The following is a 22,687-nucleotide window of genomic DNA, read 5'->3' as shown; positions in this document are numbered from 1 at the left end:
GCGTGCTCATACGACTTCTGCGGACCTATCTCAGGCCCTACAAGAAACCCATCGCCCTCCTGGTGGTGCTGCAGTTCCTGCAGACCTGCGCCACCCTCTACCTGCCCACGCTGAACGCGGACATCATCGACAACGGTGTCGTGAAGGGGGACACGGGATACATCCTGTCCTTCGGCGCCCTGATGATCGGCATCTCGCTGGCGCAGGTCGTGTGCAACATCGGTGCCGTCTACTACGGCGCCCGGACCGCCTCCGCGCTCGGCCGGGACGTGCGCGGTGCCGTCTTCGACCGGGTGCAGTCCTTCTCCTCGCGTGAGGTGGGTCACTTCGGGGCGCCCTCGCTCATCACCCGCACGACGAACGACGTGCAGCAGGTCCAGATGCTGGCCCTGATGACGTTCACCCTGATGGTGTCGGCGCCCATCATGTGTGTGGGCGGGATCGTGCTGGCACTCGGCCTGGACGTACCGCTGTCCGGGGTGCTGGTCGCGGTCGTGCCGGTGCTCGGCATCTCCGTGACGCTCATCGTGCGCCGGCTGCGCCCGCTGTTCCGGTCGATGCAGGTCCGGCTGGACACGGTGAACCGGGTGCTGCGCGAGCAGATCACCGGCAACCGGGTCATCCGCGCCTTCGTCCGGGACGAGTACGAGCAGGGCCGGTTCGGGAAGGCCAACGCCGAGCTGACCGACATGCAGCTGGCCACCGGCCGGATGCTCGCCCTGATGTTCCCGATCGTCATGACGGTCGTGAACCTGTCGTCCATCGCGGTGGTGTGGTTCGGCGCCCACCGCATCGACAGCGGCGGGATGGCCATCGGCGACCTGACCGCGTTCCTCGCCTATCTGATGCAGATCGTCATGTCCGTGATGATGGCCACCTTCATGTTCATGATGGTGCCGCGCGCGGAGGTCTGCGCCGAGCGCATCCAGGAGGTCCTCGGGACCGACTCCAGCGTCGTGCCGCCGACCGCTGCGGTCACCGAGCTGCGCGCGCACGGGCACCTGGAGATCCGGGGCGCGGGCTTCCGCTACCCGGGTGCCGAGGAGCCGGTGCTGAAGTCCATCGACCTGGTGGCCCGGCCGGGCGAGACGACCGCCGTGATCGGTTCCACCGGCAGCGGCAAGTCCACCCTCCTCGGGCTCGTCCCCCGGCTCTTCGACGCCACCGAGGGCGCGGTCCTGGTGGACGGCGTGGACGTGCAGGAGGTCGAGCCGCGGCTGCTCGCGAAGACCGTCGGGCTCGTGCCCCAGAAGCCGTACCTGTTCGCCGGCACCGTCGCCACCAACCTGCGCTACGGCAACCCGGACGCCACCGACGAGGAGCTGTGGCACGCGCTGGAGGTGGCGCAGGCCAAGGACTTCGTGAGCAAGCTGGAGGCCGGCCTGGACGCGCCGATCTCGCAGGGCGGCACGAACGTCTCCGGCGGCCAGCGGCAGCGGCTCGCCATCGCCCGCACACTGGTGCAGCGCCCGGAGATCTTCCTCTTCGACGACTCCTTCTCGGCGCTCGACTACGCCACCGACGCCGCCCTGCGCGCCGCGCTGGCCGAGGAGACCGCCGAGGCGACCGTCGTCATCGTCGCCCAGCGGGTGGCGACGATCCGGGACGCCGACCGGATCATCGTGCTGGACGAGGGCCGGGTGGTCGGCTCCGGCCGGCATGCCGAGCTGATGGCGACCAACGACACCTACCGGGAGATCGTGCTCTCCCAGCTGACGGAAGCGGAGGCAGCCTGATGGCCGGGCCCATGGGACGCATGATGGCCGGGGGGCCCGACCAGCGCTCGATGGACTTCAAGGGGTCGGGCAAACGGCTCGTCGCCCAGTTCCGGCCGGAACGGCTCACGATCTACGCGCTGCTGCTGTGCGTGGTGGTCAGCGTGGGCCTGAGCGTGATCGGCCCGAAGATCCTCGGCAGGGCCACCGACCTGGTGTTCGCCGGCATCATCGGCCGGCGGATGCCCGAGGGGTCCACCAAGGAGCAGGTGCTCGACTCCATGCGCGAGCGCGGCCAGGGCCGGATCGCCGACATGCTGGGCGGCACCGACTTCACCCCCGGCAAGGGCATCGACTTCGGCGCCGTCGGGGACGTCCTGCTGCTCGCGCTCGGCACATTCCTGGTCGCGGGCCTGCTGATGGCGGTCGCGACCCGGCTGGTCAACCGGGCCGTGAACCGCACGATGTACCGGTTGCGGGAGGACGTGCAGACGAAGCTGTCGCGGCTGCCGCTGTCGTACTTCGACAAGCGCCAGCGCGGTGAGGTGCTGTCCCGGGCGACCAACGACATCGACAACATCGGGCAGACCCTCCAGCAGTCGATGGGCCAGCTGATCAACTCGGTGCTGACCATCGTCGGCGTCCTGGTGATGATGTTCTACGTCTCCTGGATCCTGGCGCTGGTCGCGCTGGTGACCGTGCCGCTGTCGTTCGTGGTCGCCACCCGGGTCGGCAAGCGGTCGCAGCCGCACTTCGTGCAGCAGTGGCGGACCACCGGCAAGCTGAACGCCCACATCGAGGAGATGTACACCGGGCACACCCTGGTGAAGGTGTTCGGCCGGCAGGAGGAGTCGGCGCGGCAGTTCGCCGAGCAGAACGAGGCGCTGTACGAGGCCGGGTTCAAGGCGCAGTTCAACAGCGGTGTCATGCAGCCGCTGATGATGTTCGTGTCGAACCTGAACTATGTGCTGGTCGCGGTCGTCGGCGGTCTGCGCGTCGCCTCGGGCTCGCTCTCCATCGGTGACGTCCAGGCGTTCATCCAGTACTCGCGGCAGTTCTCGATGCCGCTGACACAGGTCGCGTCGATGGCGAACCTGGTGCAGTCCGGGGTCGCGTCGGCCGAGCGGATCTTCGAACTCCTGGACGCGGAGGAGCAGGAGGCCGATCCGGTGCCGGGCGAGCGGCCGGCGGAACTGCGCGGGCGGGTACGGCTGGAGCACGTGTCGTTCCGGTACGACCCGGAGAAGCCGCTGATCGAGGACCTGTCGCTCGCGGTGGAGCCGGGGCACACGGTGGCGATCGTCGGTCCGACCGGCGCGGGCAAGACCACGCTGGTCAACCTGCTGATGCGGTTCTACGACGTCTCCGGCGGCCGGATCACCCTCGACGGGGTGGACATCCGCCGGATGACCAGGGACGAACTCCGGGCCGGTATCGGCATGGTGCTCCAGGACACCTGGCTGTTCGGCGGCACCATCGCGGAGAACATCGCGTACGGCGCCGCGCGCGAGGTCACCCGGGGCGAGATCGAGGAGGCCGCGCGCGCCGCGCACGCGGACCGCTTCGTCCGTACGCTCCCCGACGGGTACGACACCGTGATCGACGACGAGGGCACGGGCGTCAGCGCCGGCGAGAAGCAGCTGATCACCATCGCGCGGGCGTTCCTGTCCGACCCGGTGATCCTGGTGCTGGACGAGGCGACGAGCTCCGTGGACACCCGCACGGAGGTGCTGATCCAGAAGGCGATGGCCAAACTCGCGGCCGGCCGTACGTCGTTCGTGATCGCGCACCGGCTGTCGACGATCCGGGACGCCGACACGATCCTCGTCATGGAGAACGGGTCCATCGTCGAACAGGGCGCGCACACGGAGCTGCTGGCGGCCGACGGGGCGTACGCGCGGCTGTACAAGGCCCAGTTCGCCGAGGCCGTGGCCGAGGTGGACTAGGGGGTGGGGGCCGCCGCCGAACGGCGGTCCCCCTCAGTCCAGATAGCCCCTCAGCTGATCCGCGAAGGCGTGATCCCTGAGCTTGTTCAGCGTCTTGGACTCGATCTGCCGTATCCGCTCCCGCGTCACACCGAACAGCCGGCCGATCTCCTCCAGCGTGCGCGGGCGCCCGTCGGCCAGCCCGTACCGGAGCTGTACGACCTTCCGCTCCCGCTCCCCCAGCGTGGACAGCACCGCCTCCAGGTGCTCGCGCAGCAGCAGGAACGCCGCCGATTCGACCGGGCTCGCCGCGTCGCCGTCCTCGATGAGGTCACCGAGGGCGACGTCGTCCTCCTCGCCGACCGGGGCGTGCAGCGACACCGGCTCCTGGGCGAGTCGCAGCACCTCGCCGACCCGCTCGGGCGGCAGGTCCAGATGGGCGGCGACCTCGTCCGCCGTCGGCTCGTAGCCGCGCTCCTGGAGCATCCGCCGCTGGACCCGGATGACACGGTTGATCAGCTCCACCACGTGCACCGGGACACGGATGGTGCGGGCCTGGTCCGCCAGGGCCCGGGACATGGCCTGGCGGATCCACCAGGTCGCGTACGTGGAGAACTTGTAGCCCCGGGCGTAGTCGAACTTCTCCACGGCCCGGATGAGCCCGAGGTTGCCCTCCTGCACGAGGTCGAGCATGGTCAGGCCGCGCCCGACGTACCGCTTGGCGACGGAGACGACGAGCCGCAGGTTGGCCTCGATGAGCCGGCGCTTGGCCATCCGGCCCATGACGACGAGCCGGTCCAGGTCGAGCGCGAGCCGGCCGTCCAGGCCGGGGCTGCTCAGCTTCTCCTCCGCGAACAGTCCGGCTTCCACCCGGCGGGCGAGTTCCACCTCCTCGGCCGCGGTGAGCAGCGGGATACGGCCGATCTCGCGCAGGTACTGGCGGAACAGGTCGGCCGAGGGCCCCGCGGACTCGGCACGTGCGGCGGACGGCGCCTCGACGGGCTCGGCGGCCTCCTCGGGCTCCTCCGCGAGCGCCTCGGCGGGCGGTTCCGCGGGCTCCGCGGCCGTCGTCTCCGGGTGCCGGGCGGCTCGGCTCTGCGGGGGCACGGCCGCGAGGACGTCCGGCTCCGCTTCCGGCTCGTCCGCGCCGGTGCCGGTGGCGCCGGCGCTGCTGTCGGTCTGGGCGAGGGTCTGGGTCTGCACGGGGGCGACCTCCAGGATGATCGCTGCTGAAGGTGTGCGGCAGCGGTATGCGGGGGCGGAGAGTCGACGGCCTGCGCTCCGAGGACTCGGGCACCGCCCCCAGTGTGGGGTACGACACAAGCCCGCCACGAGGGGCGTGCGGTGACTTTTTGCGTCCGGTCCGTGACGGGGTGGTTACTCGGTTCGCCGGACTATGCGAGCGGCAACTGCTGCGGGCCCGCGGGCCGCCGCCGGGTTCAGAGCGCCTGCGCGCCCCGCTCGCGCAGGGCCTGGTCGTACTGCTGGAGGACCCACAGCTCGTTCTGCACGGCGGCCAGCTGGGCGGGGTCGCCGCCGGCGGCCAGGCGGGTCAGCTGGGACTGGATGTCGCGGATACGGCGCTCCACGGCCCGGCGGCGGATCTGCACCAGCACCGTGCCGGCGTACGTCTCGTCCACCGTGCGCCGCAGGATCGGCTCGACGGCCAGCTCGGTGACCATCGAGCGGACCGCGTCGTCGGGCGCGGCATCGCGGACGCGGACCAGGTACTCCTGCGGGTCCTGCGTGCCGTACTCGGCGCCGCCCGACTCCGCGACGGCCTGGCGCACGGCGGCGTACGGCGGCGCGGTGAACTCGTCCACGCCGTAGGCGTCGAACGCCGGGGAGACCAGTTCGGGGCGCTGCAGGGCGAGTTTGAGCAGTTCCCGCTCGGCGGCGTATACCGGGTTGCGCAGGGTCAGTGCCGGGCCGCCGCCGGCCGGGCGGGGCGCCTCGGCCCACTCCTGGCCCGCCGGGCGGGTCCGGCCCTGCTGCGGGTCGCCCTTGCCGCCGCGCTCCCGGGCCCAGCGGGCCAGCTGGGCCACCCGGCGGACCACGAACTGGGTGTCGAGGATGCCGAGCATGCCGGCCAGCTGGACGGCGACCTCGTGCTGGGCGCCGCTGTTCTTGATCCGGGCGACGATCGGCGCGGCCTCGTCCAGCGCCGCCGCGCGGCCGGCCGGGGTGTCCAGGTCGTACCGGCCCACGATCTGGCGGAGCGCGAACTCGAAGAGCGGCGTGCGGGGTTCGGTCAGGTCGGCGACCGCCTCGTCGCCCTTGGCGAGTCGCAGCTCGCACGGGTCCATGCCGTCGGGCGCGATGGCGATGTACGTCTCGGCGGCGAACTTCTGGTCGTCCTCGAAGGCACGCAGGGCGGCCTTCTGCCCGGCCGCGTCACCGTCGAAGGTGAAGATCACCCGGGCCGAGCCGTTGTCCATCAGCAGCCGGCGCAGGATCTTGATGTGGTCGCCGCCGAAGGCCGTGCCGCAGGTCGCGATGGCCGTCGTCACGCCGGCCAGGTGGCAGGCCATGACGTCGGTGTAGCCCTCCACCACGACGGCCCGGCTGGTCTTGGCGATGTTCTGCTTCGCCAGGTCGATGCCGTAGAGGACCTGGGACTTCTTGTAGATCGCCGTCTCGGGCGTGTTCAGGTACTTCGGGCCGTTGTCCGCCTCGTACAGCTTGCGGGCGCCGAAGCCGACGACCTCGCCGCCGATGTCCCGGATGGGCCACATCAGCCGGCCCCGGAAGCGGTCGATCGGGCCGCGGCGGCCCTCCTGCGACAGCCCGGAGAGGACCAGTTCCTTGTCGGTGAAGCCCTTCCCGCGCAGATAGCGGGTGAGGTGGTCCCAGCCCTGCGGGCTGTAGCCCACGCCGAAGTGCACGGCGGCACTCTGGTCGAAGCCGCGCTCGGCGAGGAAGATCCGGCCGGTGTCGGCCTCGGGGCTGGTGGCGAGCTGCTCGGCGTACCACTGGGCGGCGATCTTGTGCGCCTCGACCAGGCGGATGCGCTCGCCGCGCTGGTGGGCCGGGTTGTACCCGCCCTCCTCGTACCGCAGCGTGATGCCGGCCTGGGCGGCCAGCCGCTCGACCGCCTCCGAGAAGGAGAGGTGGTCCACCTTCATCACGAAGGTGAGGGTGTCGCCGCCCTCCTGGCAGCCGAAGCAGTGGAAGAGTCCCTTGCTCGGGCTGACCTGGAAGGACGGCGACTTCTCGTCGTGGAACGGGCACAGCCCCTTGAGGTTGCCGCCGCCCGCGTTGCGCAGCTGGAGGTACTCGGAGACCACGGCGTCGATCGGGACCGCGTCCCGTACCGCCTTCACGTCCTCGTCGTTGATCCGTCCTGCCACGGATGAATTCTACGGGGCCGCTGTGACAGTCCCTGAGCACCCGGAGGTCACGGCACCAGGCCGTCGAGTGGTACGTGCGGGTCGGCCAGCGCCTCCGGGTCCACCGGCGCCGCGGCCCGGATCAGCTTCTGGATGGGATCTGTGACATCCCACACGTTCACGTTCATCCCGGCCAGCACGCGTCCCTCCTTCACCCAGAACGCGATGAACTCCCGCCTGCCGGCGTCGCCCCGGATCACCACCTCGTCGTACGACCCGGGCGGCGCCCAGCCGCTGTACTCCATGCCCAGGTCGTACTGGTCGGTGAAGAAGTAGGGCACGCGGTCGTAGACCACTTCCTTGCCCAGCATCGCGCGCGCCGCGGCCGGGCCGCCGTTCAGCGCGTTGGCCCAGTGCTCCACCCGCAGCCGGGTGCCGAACCGGGAGAGCGGGAAGGAGGCGACGTCACCGGCCGCGTAGATGTCGGGGTCGGAGGTGCGCAGCCGCTCGTCGACGGCGATGCCGCCGCCGTCCGCCCGGTCGGCGAGCTCCAGCCCCGCCGCCTCGGCGAGGGCGGTCCGCGGCGCCGCTCCGATGGCGGCGAGGACGTCGTGCGCCGGGTGCTCCTCGCCGTCGTCGGTGCGGACCGCGAGGACCATGCCGTCCTGGCCGACGATCTCGGTCAGCCGCACGCCGAAGCGGAAGCGGACGCCGTGCTCGCGGTGCAGCTGGGCGAAGACGTTGCCCAGTTCGGGGCCGAGGACGCCGTGCAGCGGGGTCGGCGCCGGTTCGATGACCGTGACCTCGGCGCCGCGTTCCCGGGCCGCCGCCGCGACCTCCAGACCGATCCAGCCGGCGCCCGCGATCACCAGGTGCCCGTTGTCCCGGCCGAGGTTCTGCAGGACGCCCTTCAGGCGCTCGGCGTGCGCCAGGCGGCGCAGGTGGTGCACGCCCACCAGGTCGGTGCCGGAGACGTCCAGGCGGCGCGGTTCGGCACCGGTGACCAGCAGCAGCTTGTCGTAGCGGACGAGGGTGCCGTCGTCGCCGAAGCGGACCGTCTTCGCCGTACGGTCGACGCGGTCGACGGTCTGGCCGAGGTGCAGCTCGATGTCGTTCTGCGCGTACCAGCCGGGCTCGTGCACGAAGACGCTGTCGCGCTCCTCCTTGCCGAGCAGATAGCCCTTGGACAGCGGCGGGCGCTCGTACGGGTGGTCGCGTTCGTCGCAGATCAGTATCACCCGTCCGCTGAAGCCCTCCGCCCGGAGCGTCTCGGCCGCCTTCGCGCCGGCGAGACCGCCTCCGACGATGACGAATGTCTGATCCGCGTCGACCACTTGATGCCTCCTCGTAAGGGTGCCTTCACAGGGGAGCGTCCCGCACGCAGCGTGATGCGGGAAGGGGGAGTGACCCGATCAGGCCACGGAGGGTCATGTTCGTCTCACATATGCCCCGTCAGTCTCGCGTGCAGCGACAGGGCGGAGGCGTCCGTGAGGGAGGCGATCTGGTCGACGATCACCCGCTTGCGCGCCCGGTCGTCGCCCGCCCCGTCGAACAGTGCCCGGAACTGGGGGTCCAGGCCGTCGGGCGCCCGGGCGGTCAGCGCCTCGGCCAGCTCGGCGACGATCACCCGCTGGTCGGCACGGAGCTGCTCCTGCTCGGCGCGCTGCATCACATAGCGGTCCGCGACCGCCTTGAGCACCGCGCACTCCATGCGGGTCCGGCGGGGTACGACCAGCTCGGCGCCGTAGCGGGTGAGCCGGCCGCCGCTGCCCCCGGTGCCCGGGCGGTCCCCCCACGCGGCACGCGTGGCGGACTCGGCGGCCAGGCAGAACCGGCCGATGAGCTGGCTGGTGGTGTCCTTGAGGCGGGCCTGGGCGACGGCCGTGCCGTCGTAGCCGTGCGGCCACCACTCCTCGTCCTGGAGGCGGTCCAGGGCCTCGGCCAGCTCGGCCGGGTCGGTGTCCGCCGGGACGTACCGACCGATGGCGACCTCGAACACCGCCTGCCGTTCGGGCTCCGCGTGCAGGCAGTTCGGGTCGATGTGACCGGCGTGCAGGCCGTCCTCGACGTCGTGCACCGAGTACGCGACGTCGTCCGACCAGTCCATGACCTGCGCCTCGAAGCAAGTGCGGGTGCCGGGGGCGTGGGCCCGGACCCAGTCGAACACCGGGCGGTCGTCCTCGTACACCCCGAACTTCCGGGACGCCGGGTCGGTGGGGTGACGGCCGCGCGGCCACGGGTACTTGGTGGCGGCGTCGAGGGTGGCGCGGGTGAGGTTGAGACCGACGGAGCCCTCCTCGGTGAAGCGTTTGGGCTCGATGCGGGTGAGGAGCCTGAGGGACTGGGCGTTGCCCTCGAAGCCTCCGCAGTCGTCGGCGAACTCGTTCAGCGCGGTTTCGCCGTTGTGGCCGAAGGGCGGGTGGCCGAGGTCGTGCGCCAGGCAGGCCGCCTCCACCAGGTCGGGGTCACAGCCGAGGGCCGCGCCCAGCTCACGGCCGACCTGGGCGCACTCCAGGGAGTGGGTGAGCCTGGTGCGGGGGCTGGCGTCCCAGGCGTGGCTGCGGGTGCCGGGGGTGACGACCTGGGTCTTGCCGGCGAGGCGCCGCAGCGCCGCGGAGTGCAGGATGCGGGCGCGGTCGCGCTGGAAGGCGGTGCGGCCCGGGCGTTTGTCCGGCTCGGGGGCCCAGCGCTCGGCTGACGCCGTGTCGTAGAACGAGGGGGGTGCGGTGCCGGTGCCTGCGATGTCTGCGGTGCCTGCGGTGCCTTCCATGATTCGACAGTACGGGTCGGCTCCGACAATCGGGGGGTGTCGGGTGCCCGAGGGGCCGCCGGGTCCTGGATCCGGGCGGCCGCGGGCCCGGTGCGGCCGGTCGCGTCCGCGCGTCACGGCCGCGTGCCGGACGCCGCCCCGCGCCCCCTCAGGCGGCTTGCGTGGACCGCTCGGCCAGGCTCTGCCCGTAGCGGTGCAGGATCAGGCGGGCCATCGTCTCGTGAGCCCCCAGGGGGGCCGCGGCGATCCAGGGCGCCGCCTGGGCGCACTGCGACGCGAAGCGGCCCGGTGCCGTGAAGTACGACGCGACCGCCACCCGGTGCCGGCCGCTTTCCGTCAGGGCGCGTACGGCCTCCGGCACGGTCGGGGTGGCCGCCGAGGCGTACGCGGGGATCACCGGGACGCCCAGGCGGTCGGCGAGGAGGCGGGCGGCGCGGCGGGTGTCGGTGGCCGAGTCGGGGTCGCGGGAGCCCGCGGCGGCGAGGACCACCGCGCTCGACCGGCGGGCGGTGCCGTCCATGGCCTGCGGCCAGCCGGCCTCCACCAGGCGGGCGTGCAGGGCCTCGGCGAGCAGCGGGTGCGGGCCGAGTGGTGCGGCCGTGCGGGTGCGGGCGGCGGCCGCCGCGGCCATCCCGGGGATGTCCTGTCCGACGTGGTAGCCGCGCGACAGGAGCAGCGGGACGAGGACGGCCCGGGCGTCACCGAGGGCGGCCAGGGTGCCGGGGAGCAGGGGCTCGTTCAGCTCGATGTGGCCGAGGTGCACGGGGAGGCCGGGGCGCAGGTCCCGTACCCGTGCCATGAGGGCCCGCACGGTGGTGAGGGCCCGGGGGTCGCGGCTGCCGTGGGCGACCAGGACGAGCGCGGGCGGGGCCGGGCGGCGGACGGGCGGGGGGACGAGCCGGAGCTGCCCGGCGAGCCGGCTGACGATGCCGCCGATGAGCTGCGCCGTGCTGTCGAGGTGGGGAGCGGACTCGGAGCGGGGAGGGTGCGACGCCGTCATGCAAGGATCCTGCCGTCGTCAGGTTGCGCGGCCGTTGCCGGGCCGTCACGAGCGTTTTCCGCCGGTTCACCTCGTACGGATGCGCGATGTGAGGCCGGATGCGCGAGGCGAGGCGAACCGGATCGCGCTCGTGCGCGTCCTCCCTGGTCGGAACCGATCACTGGAGGCGGTATGAGGATCCGTCGACCGCGGCTGCCGCGGACGCGTGCCGGGCAGCGGCGGCTGGTGCAGGCGGTGATGTCCGGGTGCGTACTGGCGCTGCTGCCGATGACCTGGCTGTACGTGTCCACGGCGGACCGGCTGCGGACGACGGCGGACGTGCCGCGCACCGAGGTGGCGATGGTGTTCGGGGCCGGGCTGTGGAACGCGGGGCAGCCTTCGCCGTACCTCGCGCGCCGGCTGGACGCGGCGGCCGGGCTGTACCGGGCGGGGCGGATCGAGGTCGTGCTGGTCACCGGGGACAACAGCCGGGAGGACTACGACGAGCCCGACGCCATGCGTGCCTACCTGACGAAGCACGGGGTGCCGGACGCGCGGATCGTCAGCGACTACGCCGGGTTCGACACCTGGGACTCCTGTGTCCGGGCGAGGAAGATCTTCGGGGTGGACCGGGCGGTGCTGATCAGCCAGGGCTTCCACATCCGGCGGGCGGTGGCGCTGTGCGAGGCCGCGGGGGTGGACTCGTACGGCGTCGGGGTCGACGACAAGCACGACGTGACCTGGTACTACGGCGGCACGCGCGAGGTGTTCGCGGCGGGCAAGGCGGCCCTGGACGCGGTGTTCCGGCCCGATCCGCGCTTCCTCGGGCCGAAGGAGCCCGGGGTCGCGGAGGCGCTCGCTGGGGCGCGGGGCTGAGCATGGAGACCACGGACCTGACGCCCGCCGAGCGCCGCGTCGTGGAGGCGTTCCCGCTCGGCGAGGGGGTCGACTTCCGGCAGGGCGACGACGATCCCGCGCTGGGGGCCTCGTGGGGCGCCGAGCGCACGCTGCGCGCGGAGGTGCTGCGGGAGCTGCTGCTGGACGGGCCGGTGCGGGCGGGGCGGACGGCCGGCCTGAAGGTGTGGGGCGCGCGGATCACCGGGCGGCTGGACCTGAAGTACGGGAAGGTCGGCCATCCGGTCCGGCTGCGCGGCTGCCACTTCGAGCAGGCGCCCGATCTGTACGGGGCACAGGTCGGCGCCCTGGTCCTGAGCGACTCGGTGCTGCCGGGGCTGACGGCCGGGAGCCTGCGCGCCGAGGGGGTCGTGCGGATCACCTGCTGCCGGATCACGGGGCCGGTCCGGCTCCCGGGCGCGAAGCTGTCCGGGGCGTTCTTCGCCAACGGCGCCCGGCTCGGCGTGCCCGGCGAGAACCCCGAGGAGGCCGTCCTCCAGCTCAACCACGCCGAGATCGGCACCGACGTGTGGGCCCCGGGCCTGGTCACGCACGGAAAGGTCCACCTGAACGGGACGGTCGTCCGCAATCAGGTGAACCTCGACGACGCGGAGCTGACCGCTCCCGGGGAGACCGTGCTGCACGCCGAGGTGCTGGCGGTCGGCACCGACCTGCACGCCATGCGGCTGCGCACCCACGGCCGGGTGAATCTGGCCGGTGCCCGGATCCCCCGGCAGCTCAACCTCGCCCATGCCCGCCTCTCCGACCCGGGCGGCCAGGCCCTGCGCGCCAGCAGCAGCGTGATCGGCGAGCTGTGGCTGCGGGAGGCCGCGCCCGTCGAGGGGGCCGTCAATCTGCGCCGGGCCCAGTTCGACCTGTTGCACGTGCCGCCCGAGGTGTGGCCGCACCGCGTCCAGCTCGACGGGCTCGCCTACCGTGTACTGACCCCGCACCTCCCGGCCGAACAGCGTCTCGCGCTGCTGGAAGGCGACCCGGACGGTTACCTTCCGCAGCCGTACGAACAGCTGGCCACCGCCTACCGCACGGTCGGCGACGACGCCTCCGCGCGCACCGTCCAGCTGGCCAGGCTCCGCCGCCACCGCCGCACCCTGCCGCCGTACGCCCGGCTGTGGGGCTTCCTCCAGGACGCGGCCGTCGGCTACGGATTCCGCCCGATGCGGGCCGCCGGCTGGCTGCTGTTGCTGCTGTGCACCGGCACCCTCGCCTTCGCCCTGCACCATCCGCCTGCGCTCAAGCCCGCCGAGGCGCCGGCGTTCAACCCGCTCGCCTACGCCCTCGACCTGCTGCTGCCGATCGTCGACTTCGGCCAGGAGGGCGCCTTCGCGCCGCGCGGCGGGTACCAGTGGCTGTCGTACCTGCTGACCGCCACCGGCTGGGTGCTGGCCACCACGATCGCGGCGGGCGTCACCCGCTCGCTGAACCGGCAGTAGGTGCGCGCCGGAACCTCACGCCGCCTGCGGACCGGCGGGGAGGTCGCCGTGCCGGGCGTGTAACCGGAGGCGGGCGAGGCCGTAACACGGTGGACGCACGCTGGGCGGCATGGAGACGATCGCCTCGACGCCCACCCACTGCCCGTACTGCGCCCTGCAGTGCGGGATGAACATCACGCCCCTGCCCCAGGGGGGCGTCGAGGTGACCGAGCGGACGGACTTCCCGGTGAACCGGGGCGCGCTGTGCGGCAAGGGCCGGACGGCGGCCGAGGTGCTGGCGCCGGGAGTGCGGCTGACCTCGCCGCTGGTGCGGACCGGGGGTCGGCTGGTGGAGGCGGGCTGGCCCGAGGCGCTCGACCGGATCGCCGAGCGGCTCGGGCGCACGCGCAGGGAGTACGGCGCCGATGCGCTGGGCGTGTTCGGCGGCGGCGGGCTCACGAACGAGAAGGCCTACGCGCTGGGCAAGTTCGCCCGGGTCGTGCTCGGCACCTCGCAGATCGACTACAACGGCCGGTTCTGCATGTCGTCGGCCGCGGCGGCCGGTACGAGGGCGTTCGGTCTCGACCGGGGGCTGCCGTTCCCGCTGGAGGACATCCCGAGGACCGGGTGCGTGATCCTCGTCGGGTCGAATCTCGCGGAGACCATGCCGCCTTCCCTGCGTTTCTTCACGGAGCTGCGGGAGAACGGCGGCACGCTGATCGTCGTCGACCCGCGCCGCACGAGGACGGCCGAGCAGGCGGACCTGCACCTGGCCCCCCGCCCCGGCACCGATCTCGCGCTGGCACTGGGCCTGTTGCACCTGGTGGTGGCCGACGGGCGGACGGACGAGGAGTACATCCGCGAGCGGACCACCGGCTGGGAGGAGGCGCGGGCGGCGGCCATGGCGTACTGGCCGGAGTACGTGGAGCGGATCACGGGGGTGTCCGTCCCCCAACTCCGCGAGACAGTAGGGATGTTCTGCGAGCCCGCGTCGGCGATGGTGCTCACCGCGCGCGGGCCGGAGCAGCAGTCGAAGGGCACGGACACGGTGGGCGCCTGGATCAACCTCTGCCTGGCGACCGGCCGTCCGGGCCGCCCCCGGTCCGGCTACGGCTGCCTGACCGGGCAGGGCAACGGGCAGGGCGGACGCGAACACGGCCAGAAGGCCGACCAGTTGCCCGGCTACCGCAAGCTGGACGACCCGGCGGCCCGGCGGCACGTGGCCGGGGTGTGGGGCGTGGACCCGGACAGCCTGCCCGGCCCCGGACGCAGCGCGTACGAGCTCCTCGACGCCCTCGGCACGGACGTGCGGGCGCTGCTGCTGATGGGTTCGAACCCGGTGGTGTCCGCTCCCCGCGCGGCCCACGTGGAGGAGCGGCTGCGGTCGCTGGACTTCCTGGCCGTGGCCGACGTCGTCCTGTCCGAGACGGCGGAGCTTGCGGACGTCGTGCTGCCGGTGGCCCAGTGGGCGGAGGAGACGGGCACGACGACCAGTCTGGAGGGCCGCGTGCTGCTGCGCCGCCGGGCCGTCGCTCCCCCGCCCGGCGTCCACAGCGACCTGTACGTCCTGCACGAGCTGGCCGGCCGGCTCGGCGTGGAGAAGGGCTTCCCGACCGACCCGGAGGAGACCTTCGAGGAACTCCGGCGCGCGAGTGCGGGCGGCCCTGCGGACTACTCGGGCATCACCTACCGCCGCCTGGCCGAGGAGGACGGCGTCTTCTGGCCCTGCCCGGACGAACCGGCCGCCGGAACCGCCGCCGCCCCCCGTCCGCATGGCGGGACCCCCCGCCTCTTCCTGGACCGCTTCGCCACCCCCGACGGCCGGGCCCGGTTCGTTCCCGTCGTGCACCGGGACACCGCCGAGGAACCGGATGCCGAGTACCCGCTGCTGCTGACCACCGGCCGGGTGGTGGCCCAGTACCAGTCGGGGGCGCAGACCCGGCGCGTGGCGGAGCTGAACGCGGCGGCGCCCGGGCCGTTCGTGGAGCTGCACCCGCGGCTCGCGGCCCGGCTGGGCGCGGCCGACGGCGACCGGGTGGCGGTGGTCTCCCGGCGCGGCCGGGCCGTGGCGCCGGCGCGGATCACCGGGGCCATCCGCCCGGACACCGTCTTCATGCCCTTCCACTGGCCGGGCGAGGGCCGCGCCAACACCCTCACCAACCCGGCGCTGGACCCGACGTCCCGGATGCCCGAGTTCAAGTCGTGCGCGGTGCGGGTGGAGGTCCTGGGCGCGCTGTCCCGGGACGCCCCCGGGGCCTCATGAGCCGAGGCGGGTCAGGACCGGGGAGTTGTCGATCAGGTCCGTCCGCACGGCCCGGTCGATGGAGCGGTCGACCCTGGACAGCAGCCGCCCCACCTGGAGCCACATCGGAGCGTCGGCGTCCTGGGACAGCACACCTGGGGCCAGGGTCGTAGCGGGGTTCGGTCCCTGGGACGCGGTCCGGGCGGCCGGGCTCGCGTAGGTTCGGAGCATGTCCGACACCGAGCAGTACGACCTCGACGCCTACCTCGACCGCATCGGCTGGAAGGGCGCCCGGCGGGCCGACCTGGCCACGCTGCGGGACGTGCACCTGGCGCACGCGCTGTCGCTGCCCTTCGAGAACCTGGACCCGGTGCGCGGTGCGGCCCCCTCCCTCGCGACCGCCGACCTGATGGCCAAGATGGTCCACGGCCGGCGCGGCGGCTACTGCTACGAGCACAACACCCTGCTCCGGCTGGCTCTGGAGGCGCTCGGCTTCCGGGTGACTCCGCTGGCCGGCCGGGTGGTGGTGGGTGCCGGGACCCCGGAGAGCAGGCCGCGTACGCACGCGATGCTCCAGGTCGAGGTGGCGGGCGAGCCGCAGCCGTACCTGGCGGACGTCGGCTTCGGCGCGCCCGGTGCGCTGCTGCTGCCGGTGCCGCTGGTGACCGGCGCCGAGTGGGAGGGCGCCGGACGCCGGCACCGGCTGGTGCGGCTGTCGCACCACGGGCCGCTGGAGCTGCTGGAGTTGCAGGCGTACGACCGGCGGGCCGGGGACTGGGCGGGCCAGTACGCGTTCACGCGGGAGCCGTTCGCGCCCGTCGACTTCGAGGTGTTCAACTGGTTCGTCGGCACCCACCCGAGGTCCCCGTTCACCCGCCGCCCCTATCTGCAGCGGACCACCGCGGGCCGTCATCTCTCCCTGGACGGCGCCCGGTTCACCGAGACGCTCGCCGACGGCACGGTGACGGAGCGCACGCTGACGGAGGAGGCCGAGGCGCGGCGCGTGGTGGCGGAGGAGTTCGGCATCGAGGTGCCCGACGGGACGGTGCTGCTGGGCTGAGTCAGCGGCGGGAGATCCAGTCGCCGCCCGTGATCCGGGTCCCGGTGTCGCGCAGCCGGCCGGCGACGCCCGGGGCGGCGAGATAGACCCAGGCCCGGACGGTGCCGCCGGCGGCGCGTACGACGTCCCGGGCGGCACGCTCGTAGAGGTTGCGGGGGTCGCCCGGCACGTACTCCTCCAGCCGGTCCAGGGCCGCGAGCAGGTCCTCGTACGCCTCCGGCCGGGCGGTCACCAGCTCGCCGCGCACCGTCTCGCCGGGCTCCTCCACGGCGTAGGGATAGCCCGGGCCGTCGTACAGCACGGCACCCGCGAGGTGTCCCGGTTCCTCGGTGAGGACGCGGCCGCGCAGGAACAGGTCGTGGTTCACCTCGCCCGGGCGGAGCGTGCCGTAGACGAAGAAGGGCAGGGGGCGGTCGTCCTCGCGGGGGTCCTCGGCGATCACGGAAACGATTCTGTACCCACGCCGGCTCCCCACACATCTCCATGAAGAGGCTATGGACATGACATGTCATGGCCACTTAAATCTCGGTGACATGAGCGCCACCCCCACGCCTAACCTGGCGCCTTCCCGAGGAGACAGATGAGCCGGATACGGCAGCACGTCCGAGGAACCCGTCACACAGCCACCGCCGGCGTCGCCGCAGCCACCGCGACCCTGCTGGCCGTCACCCTCTCCCCCGCCGCCCACGCCGACGCCAGACCGACCCGGGCCACCGCGGTCGAGAACGCGGCGTCGGCACTCCTGGCCCACGCCGCGACCCTGGGCCTGACCTCCGCCCAGGACGCCGGCGTCCGGGACGTGATCGTGGACGGCAACGGCACCCAGCACGTCCGCTACGACCGCACCTACCACGGACTCCCCGTGCTCGGCGGCGACTTCGTCGTCCACCTGGCCGCGGACGGCGGCTACCGCGGCGCCGACCGCGCCACCCGGCAGGCGGTCTCCCTGCCCTCCGTCACCCCGCGGGTCTCCGGCCCCAAGGCCGCCGGCCTCGCGGTGAACGCCCTGCGCGCCGCCAACCTCGGCGAGGCGCTCAAGCAGATCAAGGCCAGGCCCGAGCTGGTGGTCGACGCCCTGCACGGCAGCCCGAAGCTGGCCTGGCGCACCAACGCCGTCGGCCGGGACTCGCTCGGCAACCCCGTCGCCCGGACCGTGCTGACCGACGCGCGCACCGGCGCGCAGATCGACGCCTGGGACAGCATCGAGACGGCCACCGGCGACGGCACGTCGCTGTACAGCGGGACCGTGCCGCTGGAGACCACCCAGTCCGGGTCCTCGTACCAGCTCAAGGACCCGACGCGGGGCAACACCTTCACCGGTGACGCCGAGGGCAAGACCGACCTGTGCTTCTTCGGCATCTGCTTCAGCCGGGCCCCCGCGACCCTGTTCACGGACGCCGACAACCACTGGGGCACCGGCACCACCGCCGACCGCGCCTCGGCCGCCGTCGACGCCCAGTACGGCACCAACGAGACCTGGGACTACTACAAGAACATCCACGGCCGCAACGGCATCGCCGGTGACGGCAAAGGCTCGTACAACCGCGTCCACTACGGCAACAAGTACAACAACGCCTTCTGGGACGACAGTTGCTTCTGCATGACGTACGGCGACGGCGACGGGACCACGTTCGGGCCGCTGGTCGCCCTGGACGTCGCCGGGCACGAGATGTCCCACGGGGTGACGTCCAAGACGGCCGCGCTGACCTACTCGGGCGAGTCCGGCGGGCTGAACGAGGCCACCTCCGACATCCTCGGCACGATGGTGGAGTGGTACGCGAACAACTCCTCCGACACCGGTGACTACCTCATCGGCGAGAAGATCGTGAAGCCCGGCTTCGGCAAGGCCGCCCTCCGCTTCATGGACAAGCCGTCCAAGGACGGCAGTTCGGCGGACTACTGGAGCTCGTCGGTCGGGAACCTGGACGTCCACTACTCCTCCGGCGTCGCCAACCACTTCGCCTACCTCCTCGCCGAGGGCAGCGGAGCGAAGACCATCAACGGCGTCAGCTACGACTCCCCGACCTACAACGGCTCCACGGTCACCGGCATCGGCCGGGACAAGGTCGGCAAGATCTGGTACCGGGCACTGACGGTGTACATGACGTCCTCGACGAACTACAAGGGCGCGCGCACGGCGACCCTGAACGCGGCGAAGGACCTCTACGGCGCCGGCAGCACGGAGTACAACGCGGTGGCCGCCGCCTGGAGCGCGGTCAACGTCAGCTGAGCCGACGGCGACAGCACGAGGCCGGTGCCCCCGGGTGGGCACCGGCCTTCTCGCGTCCTCCGGTTCGGGCGGCCGGTTCAGGCGGCCGGTTCCGGCTGCCGCTCCGGCTCGGCGGCGGCCGGCTCGGCGGCGGCCGGCTCGGCGGCGGCCGGCTCCGCCGGCTTCGCCTCCCGCATCATCACCGTCGCCAGGACCGCCGCGGCGAGGACGCCGAGGGCGCTGAGCGCGAAGGTGGTCGTCATGGCGGAGGCGAAGGCCTCGCGGGCGGTGCGCAGCAGGTCCGGGCGGGCCGTGGCGAAGGCACCGGCGATGGACTCACGGGCCGCCGCGGGGGCGCCGGAGGGCATGCGGTCCGTGTAGCCGCTGGTGAGCAGCGAGCCGAGGATCGCGATGCCCAGTGCGGTGCCGGCCTGCTGGATGGTGTCGTTCAGGGCCGAGCCGACGCCCGCCTGGTCCGCCGGGATGGTGCCCATGAGCGCCGCGACCGCCGCCGGCATGGCCAGTCCGGCACCGAGGCCGAGCAGGCCGAGGGCGACCGCCGGGACGGCGAAGCCGGAATCGGCACCGACCGTGGTGAGCAGCGCGAAGCAGGCGACCATCACCAGCATCCCGGCGAGGATCACGAACCGGTGGCCGATCCGCGCGGCCAGCTTGATGCCGATACCGTTGCCGGTCAGCGCGGTGACCGCGAGCGGCAGGAAGGCGAGGCCGGCCTTGACGGCCGAGTATCCGAGGACGAACTGCAGGTACTGGGTGAGGACCAGCAGCAGGCCGCCGTTGCCGATCTGGACGAGCGCCAGGGAGAGCGAACCGCCGCTGAAGTTGCGGTGCCTGAAGAGGACGAGCGGGACCATCGGGGACTCGGTCACGTTCTCCCACAGGACGAAGGCCGCGAGGGTGACCACGGCCGCGGCGAGCGCCGGCAACTGGCGGCCGGAGAACGCCCCGTGCTGCGGGACGTCGATGATCCACCACACGAGCGCCGTCATTCCGGCGGCGGACAGCACCGCGCCGAGCGGGTCGGCCTTCTGCCACGGCGCCCGGGACTCCGGCATCAGCGTGAGGCCCGCGACGACGGCCAGCACGACGACGGGGACGTTGAGGAAGAAGATCGCGTGCCAGGAGAAGTGGTCGATCAGCACACCGCCCAGCACCGGGCTGCCGACCAGGCCGAGCATCGACACCGAGCTCCATGCCGCCATCGCCCTGCCGCGCTCGGCCTCGTCGAAGACGGTGATGAGGATGGAGAGGGTGGACGGCATGATCAGCGCCCCGCCGACGCCCATCGCGACGCGCACCGCGACGACCTCGGCCGGGTTCGCGGCGAACGTCCCGGCCAGGGAGGCGGCCCCGAAGAGCAGCAGGCCGATCAGCATCACCCTCCTGCGGCCGAACCGGTCGCCGAGGCTGCCCGAGGTCAGCAGCAGGCCGGCGAAGACGAGGACGTAGGAGTCGAGGATCCACTGCATGTCGTGGGCGCTCGCCCCGAGGTCCTCGGTCATCGCGGGCACCGCCACGGTGAGGGCCATGTTGTCGATCACCAGCACCAGCGAGCTCAGGCACAGCACCACGAGGATCCACCAGCGGCGGGGACTGCGGCTTTCCATGGGTATTTCCCCCTCAGCATGTGCGGCGCGCACAGCGTTCCCGATGTGCGTACACCGTTCCGTTCGTTGCGAACACTGTACGCAGACCGGAACGGTGTGCGCAAGGCTTGAACTCTGTACGCTGGTGCGCACAACGTACGCACTGAGGGAAGCAAGGAGTCCGCCCATGGCCGCCAGGAGCACCCCGAACCCGATCCCCTCCGTCTGGACCCGGCAGCGGCGCGAGCCGGGCCAGCCCGCGCTGAGCCGGGAGGCGATCGTGCGCGAGGCGGTGGCGATGCTGGACGCGGAGGGCGTCGAGGCCCTGAGCATGCGCAAGCTCGGCGCCCGCCTGAACGCCGGCGCGACCTCCCTCTACCGGCATGTCGCCACCAAGGACGAGCTGATGGAGCTGGCCGTCGACGAGGTCGCCGCCGAGGTGCGGGTGCCGGACGGCCCGGACCCGGACTGGCGGGCCGCCGCGACCGAGGCGGCGCAGTCCTTCCGGGCGACCGTCCTGCGCCACCCGTGGATGTCCTCGGTGATGGGGCAGGCCGGACTCGTCTACCTGGGCCCCAACCTGATGTCCTTCTCCGAGCGGCTCGCCGCGCTGTTCACGGGGGCCGGCTTCCGCGAGCCCGACCAGGCGATCAGCACCCTGCTGGCGTACGTGCTCGGCATGAGCACCACCGAGGCGGCCTGGCTCACCACGGTCGCCCGGTCCGGCCGGAGCGAGACGGAGTTCGTCACCCTCCTGATGCCCGCGGCCCGGCAGGCCGCGGCCGGCCACGACCATCTCGCCGCCGCCTACACGGAAGCCGGCACCGCCCCCCGGGACCCGGCCCGGGACCGGGACGCGAAGTTCGGCTACGGCCTCGACGTCGTCCTCGACGGCCTGGCGGCACGGCTCGGGCACCGGTCCCCGGAGCACTGACGCACCGTCACCCGTTCACCGGGCCCGCCGCTCCATTCGTGTGCTTTTCACACCGCCCTCTTCGCGCCGCCCCGCACCCGCCCGTGACCTGCCGGAACCCCGCGCGGGCTAGCCCGCGCGGGTGGCGCGGCCGACACCCGTTCACCGCATTCCTGACGCTCCCTCAGGAAGCGGACCGGGCCCGGAGCCACTTATCTCGGTAGGGCAGGGGCGCACCCCTGGACGAGTCGGACAAGCTCTGGGGAGCACCATGCGACGCACTGCCCGTCTCCTGGCCGGTACCGCGCTCGCCGTGGCCGCCGCGGCACCCGCCCACGCCGCCGTGGACGCGGACCGCCCGGCGGCCCGCCCCCGGGCCGCCCAGTCCGGCCGCCTGGACGTGTACCCGTCCACCGTGACGCCCGGCGCACAGGTCACGGTGAACACGGCCGCGTGCGGGGACCCGGGCGCCGCGACCGGTGACGCGGGCGCGGTCGGGGCCGGCACCTTCACGCTGGCGCCCAGCACGCACGAGGGAGAGGCGATCGGCCAGTTCCGGGTGCCGCCGAGCGCGCAGCCGGGGACGTACGAGATCGTCGCCAGGTGCGCCGAGGGGGACCGGCAGGTGTCGGGCGATCTGGTGGTGGCACTGAGCGCGGCGCACGAACAGGTGCAGCCGCGGGGAAGCGTGAAGACGGGGGTCGGCGGCGGACTCGGCCACGACCCCGTACAGACCGCGGCGGGTGTGGCGGCGCTGGCCGTCGCCGCCGCGGGCGGTACCTGGCTCCTGCATCGCCGGGCGAGAGGCGACGGGATCTGACGGACACCCTCCGCTGTCCGTCCGCCGGTACCGCACATCCCGCCCCCTCCGGGTCCGACGCCCCTCGCGGCCCGGAGGGGGAGGGTGCCTTGAAGGGGGGCCGTCTTCCGGGAGAGGGGTTGGTATGCGCAGGAGCGCCAGGGGGGCCGGGCGCGGCCGGAGCGCCCGGCTCGGCGACACCGCCATAGCCGCCGTCACCGTCGTGGCCCTCGGCTCGGGCGTGTGGCTGCTGGACGGCACCGGCACGCACGCCCCACCGCAGCCGACGGCCGCCGAGGGACGCCCCGACCCGGGCGGCGCGCGGCGCGCGGCCCCCGGTCTCGCGCCGTCCGTGCCGGTCCGTGTCCGCATCCCCGCGATCCGCGTGGACGCGCCCCTGACCGGTCTCGCCCTCACCCGCTCCGGCAGCCTGGACGCACCGCCCGCCAAGGAGAAGAACCTGGCCGGCTGGTACGAGGCCGGCACCACGCCCGGGGAGACGGGCACCGCGATCGTCGCCGGCCATGTCGACAACGCCGACGGACCCGCCGTCTTCTACGACCTCGGTGCGCTCAAGCGCGGCGCCCGCGTCGAGGTGGACCGCGAGGACGGCACGGTGGCCCTGTTCACCGTGTACGCGGTGGAGGTGTACTCGGCCCGCGACTTCCCCGACGAGAAGGTGTACGGCGCGGCCCCCGGCCCCGAACTCCGCGTCATCACCTGCGGCGGAGGCTATTCGAAGGCCACCGGCTACCAGGGCAACGTGGTGGTGTTCGCCCGGCTGACGGGGAGCCGCTGAGCCGCGGCACGCGGCC

17 protein-coding genes and 1 pseudogene are annotated in these 22,687 nt (G+C 72.9%); 10 read left to right on the top strand and 8 right to left on the bottom strand.

The features are described 5' to 3' along the window. Window positions 1–2 precede the first annotated feature (2 nt). Both FHS34_RS02955 and FHS34_RS02950 read left to right on the top strand, forming a co-directional pair. A complete protein-coding gene (locus tag FHS34_RS02955) occupies window positions 3–1,736 on the top strand; it encodes an ABC transporter ATP-binding protein (RefSeq protein WP_184960228.1) in 1,734 nt (577 codons plus the stop codon). Further along, window positions 1,736–3,661 (top strand): ABC transporter ATP-binding protein, encoded by a 1,926-nt coding sequence (locus FHS34_RS02950; RefSeq protein WP_184960226.1) that lies wholly within the window; start codon window positions 1,736–1,738, stop codon window positions 3,659–3,661. Before FHS34_RS02955 ends, FHS34_RS02950 begins: the two co-directional genes overlap by 1 nt. 33 nt (window positions 3,662–3,694) lie before the next feature. On the opposite strand, the pseudogene FHS34_RS02945 reads toward FHS34_RS02950, so the two are convergent. The 5 genes and pseudogenes from FHS34_RS02945 to FHS34_RS02925 form a co-directional block, all read right to left on the bottom strand. Further along, window positions 3,695–4,946, bottom strand: a pseudogene (locus FHS34_RS02945) (RNA polymerase sigma factor). Window positions 4,947–5,079: 133 nt separating this feature from the next. Beyond that, window positions 5,080–6,990: a DNA primase gene (dnaG, locus tag FHS34_RS02940; RefSeq protein WP_184960222.1), complete on the bottom strand. Its 1,911-nt coding sequence runs from the start codon at window positions 6,988–6,990 to the stop codon at window positions 5,080–5,082. A 47-nt stretch (window positions 6,991–7,037) separates the two neighbouring features. Continuing rightward, on the bottom strand, window positions 7,038–8,303 hold the full coding sequence (locus tag FHS34_RS02935; RefSeq protein ID WP_184960220.1) for an NAD(P)/FAD-dependent oxidoreductase: 1,266 nt from the start codon (window positions 8,301–8,303) through the stop codon (window positions 7,038–7,040). Window positions 8,304–8,407: 104 nt separating this feature from the next. Next, the gene (locus FHS34_RS02930) at window positions 8,408–9,739 is read right to left on the bottom strand and encodes a deoxyguanosinetriphosphate triphosphohydrolase (RefSeq protein WP_184960218.1); all 1,332 of its coding nucleotides are present in this window, start codon (window positions 9,737–9,739) and stop codon (window positions 8,408–8,410) included. 148 nt (window positions 9,740–9,887) lie between these two features. Continuing rightward, window positions 9,888–10,739: a sirohydrochlorin chelatase gene (locus FHS34_RS02925; RefSeq protein ID WP_184960216.1), complete on the bottom strand. Its 852-nt coding sequence runs from the start codon at window positions 10,737–10,739 to the stop codon at window positions 9,888–9,890. A 171-nt stretch (window positions 10,740–10,910) separates the two neighbouring features. Between FHS34_RS02925 and FHS34_RS02920 the strand changes: the two genes are divergently transcribed. The 3 genes from FHS34_RS02920 (at window position 10,911) to FHS34_RS02910 (ending at window position 15,305) form a co-directional block, all read left to right on the top strand. Continuing rightward, a complete protein-coding gene (locus FHS34_RS02920) occupies window positions 10,911–11,594 on the top strand; it encodes a SanA/YdcF family protein (RefSeq protein ID WP_184960214.1) in 684 nt (227 codons plus the stop codon). 2 nt (window positions 11,595–11,596) lie between these two features. Beyond that, on the top strand, window positions 11,597–13,063 hold the full coding sequence (locus FHS34_RS02915) for a membrane-associated oxidoreductase (protein WP_184960212.1): 1,467 nt from the start codon (window positions 11,597–11,599) through the stop codon (window positions 13,061–13,063). A gap of 109 nt (window positions 13,064–13,172) precedes the next feature. Then, window positions 13,173–15,305, top strand: a complete 2,133-nt coding sequence (locus FHS34_RS02910; protein WP_184960210.1) for a molybdopterin oxidoreductase family protein — start codon at window positions 13,173–13,175, stop codon at window positions 15,303–15,305. On the opposite strand, the gene FHS34_RS02905 is transcribed toward FHS34_RS02910, so the two are convergent. Further along, window positions 15,300–15,515 (bottom strand): hypothetical protein, encoded by a 216-nt coding sequence (locus FHS34_RS02905; RefSeq protein ID WP_184960208.1) that lies wholly within the window; start codon window positions 15,513–15,515, stop codon window positions 15,300–15,302. The genes FHS34_RS02910 and FHS34_RS02905 overlap by 6 nt on opposite strands. Here FHS34_RS02905 and FHS34_RS02900 point away from each other — a divergent pair. Next, window positions 15,514–16,344: an arylamine N-acetyltransferase family protein gene (locus FHS34_RS02900; RefSeq protein WP_184960206.1), complete on the top strand. Its 831-nt coding sequence runs from the start codon at window positions 15,514–15,516 to the stop codon at window positions 16,342–16,344. The two genes, FHS34_RS02905 and FHS34_RS02900, sit on opposite strands and share 2 nt — an antisense overlap. A gap of 1 nt (window position 16,345) precedes the next feature. Here FHS34_RS02900 and FHS34_RS02895 read toward each other — a convergent pair whose 3' ends face one another. Continuing rightward, on the bottom strand, window positions 16,346–16,786 hold the full coding sequence (locus FHS34_RS02895) for a gamma-glutamylcyclotransferase family protein (RefSeq protein ID WP_225817416.1): 441 nt from the start codon (window positions 16,784–16,786) through the stop codon (window positions 16,346–16,348). A 138-nt stretch (window positions 16,787–16,924) separates the two neighbouring features. On the opposite strand from FHS34_RS02895, the gene FHS34_RS02890 reads away from it, so the two are divergent. Further along, complete coding sequence (locus FHS34_RS02890) at window positions 16,925–18,574, top strand: M4 family metallopeptidase (protein ID WP_184960202.1); 1,650 nt, start codon at window positions 16,925–16,927, stop codon at window positions 18,572–18,574. 77 nt (window positions 18,575–18,651) lie between these two features. Here the strand turns inward: FHS34_RS02890 and FHS34_RS02885 are convergent, their stop codons facing one another. Further along, the gene (locus FHS34_RS02885; protein WP_184960200.1) at window positions 18,652–20,181 is read right to left on the bottom strand and encodes an MFS transporter; all 1,530 of its coding nucleotides are present in this window, start codon (window positions 20,179–20,181) and stop codon (window positions 18,652–18,654) included. Between the two features lie 166 nt (window positions 20,182–20,347). Here FHS34_RS02885 and FHS34_RS02880 point away from each other — a divergent pair, with 166 nt between their 5' ends. The 3 genes from FHS34_RS02880 to FHS34_RS02870 all read left to right on the top strand — a co-directional run bounded on the left by FHS34_RS02880 (window position 20,348) and on the right by FHS34_RS02870 (window position 22,671). Next, window positions 20,348–21,094, top strand: coding sequence for a TetR/AcrR family transcriptional regulator (locus tag FHS34_RS02880; protein WP_184960198.1), 747 nt, complete (start codon window positions 20,348–20,350; stop codon window positions 21,092–21,094). Window positions 21,095–21,344: 250 nt separating this feature from the next. Further along, a complete protein-coding gene (locus FHS34_RS02875) occupies window positions 21,345–21,893 on the top strand; it encodes a hypothetical protein (RefSeq protein WP_184960196.1) in 549 nt (182 codons plus the stop codon). Between the two features lie 124 nt (window positions 21,894–22,017). Next, window positions 22,018–22,671 (top strand): class F sortase, encoded by a 654-nt coding sequence (locus FHS34_RS02870; RefSeq protein ID WP_184960194.1) that lies wholly within the window; start codon window positions 22,018–22,020, stop codon window positions 22,669–22,671. The last annotated feature ends 16 nt before the right edge of the window (window positions 22,672–22,687 follow it).

It is taken from the genome of Streptomyces echinatus (assembly GCF_014203595.1).
In the GTDB taxonomy this organism is placed as follows: Bacteria; Actinomycetota; Actinomycetes; order Streptomycetales; family Streptomycetaceae; genus Streptomyces; species Streptomyces echinatus.
This window is presented reverse-complemented; position numbering and strand designations above follow the sequence as displayed.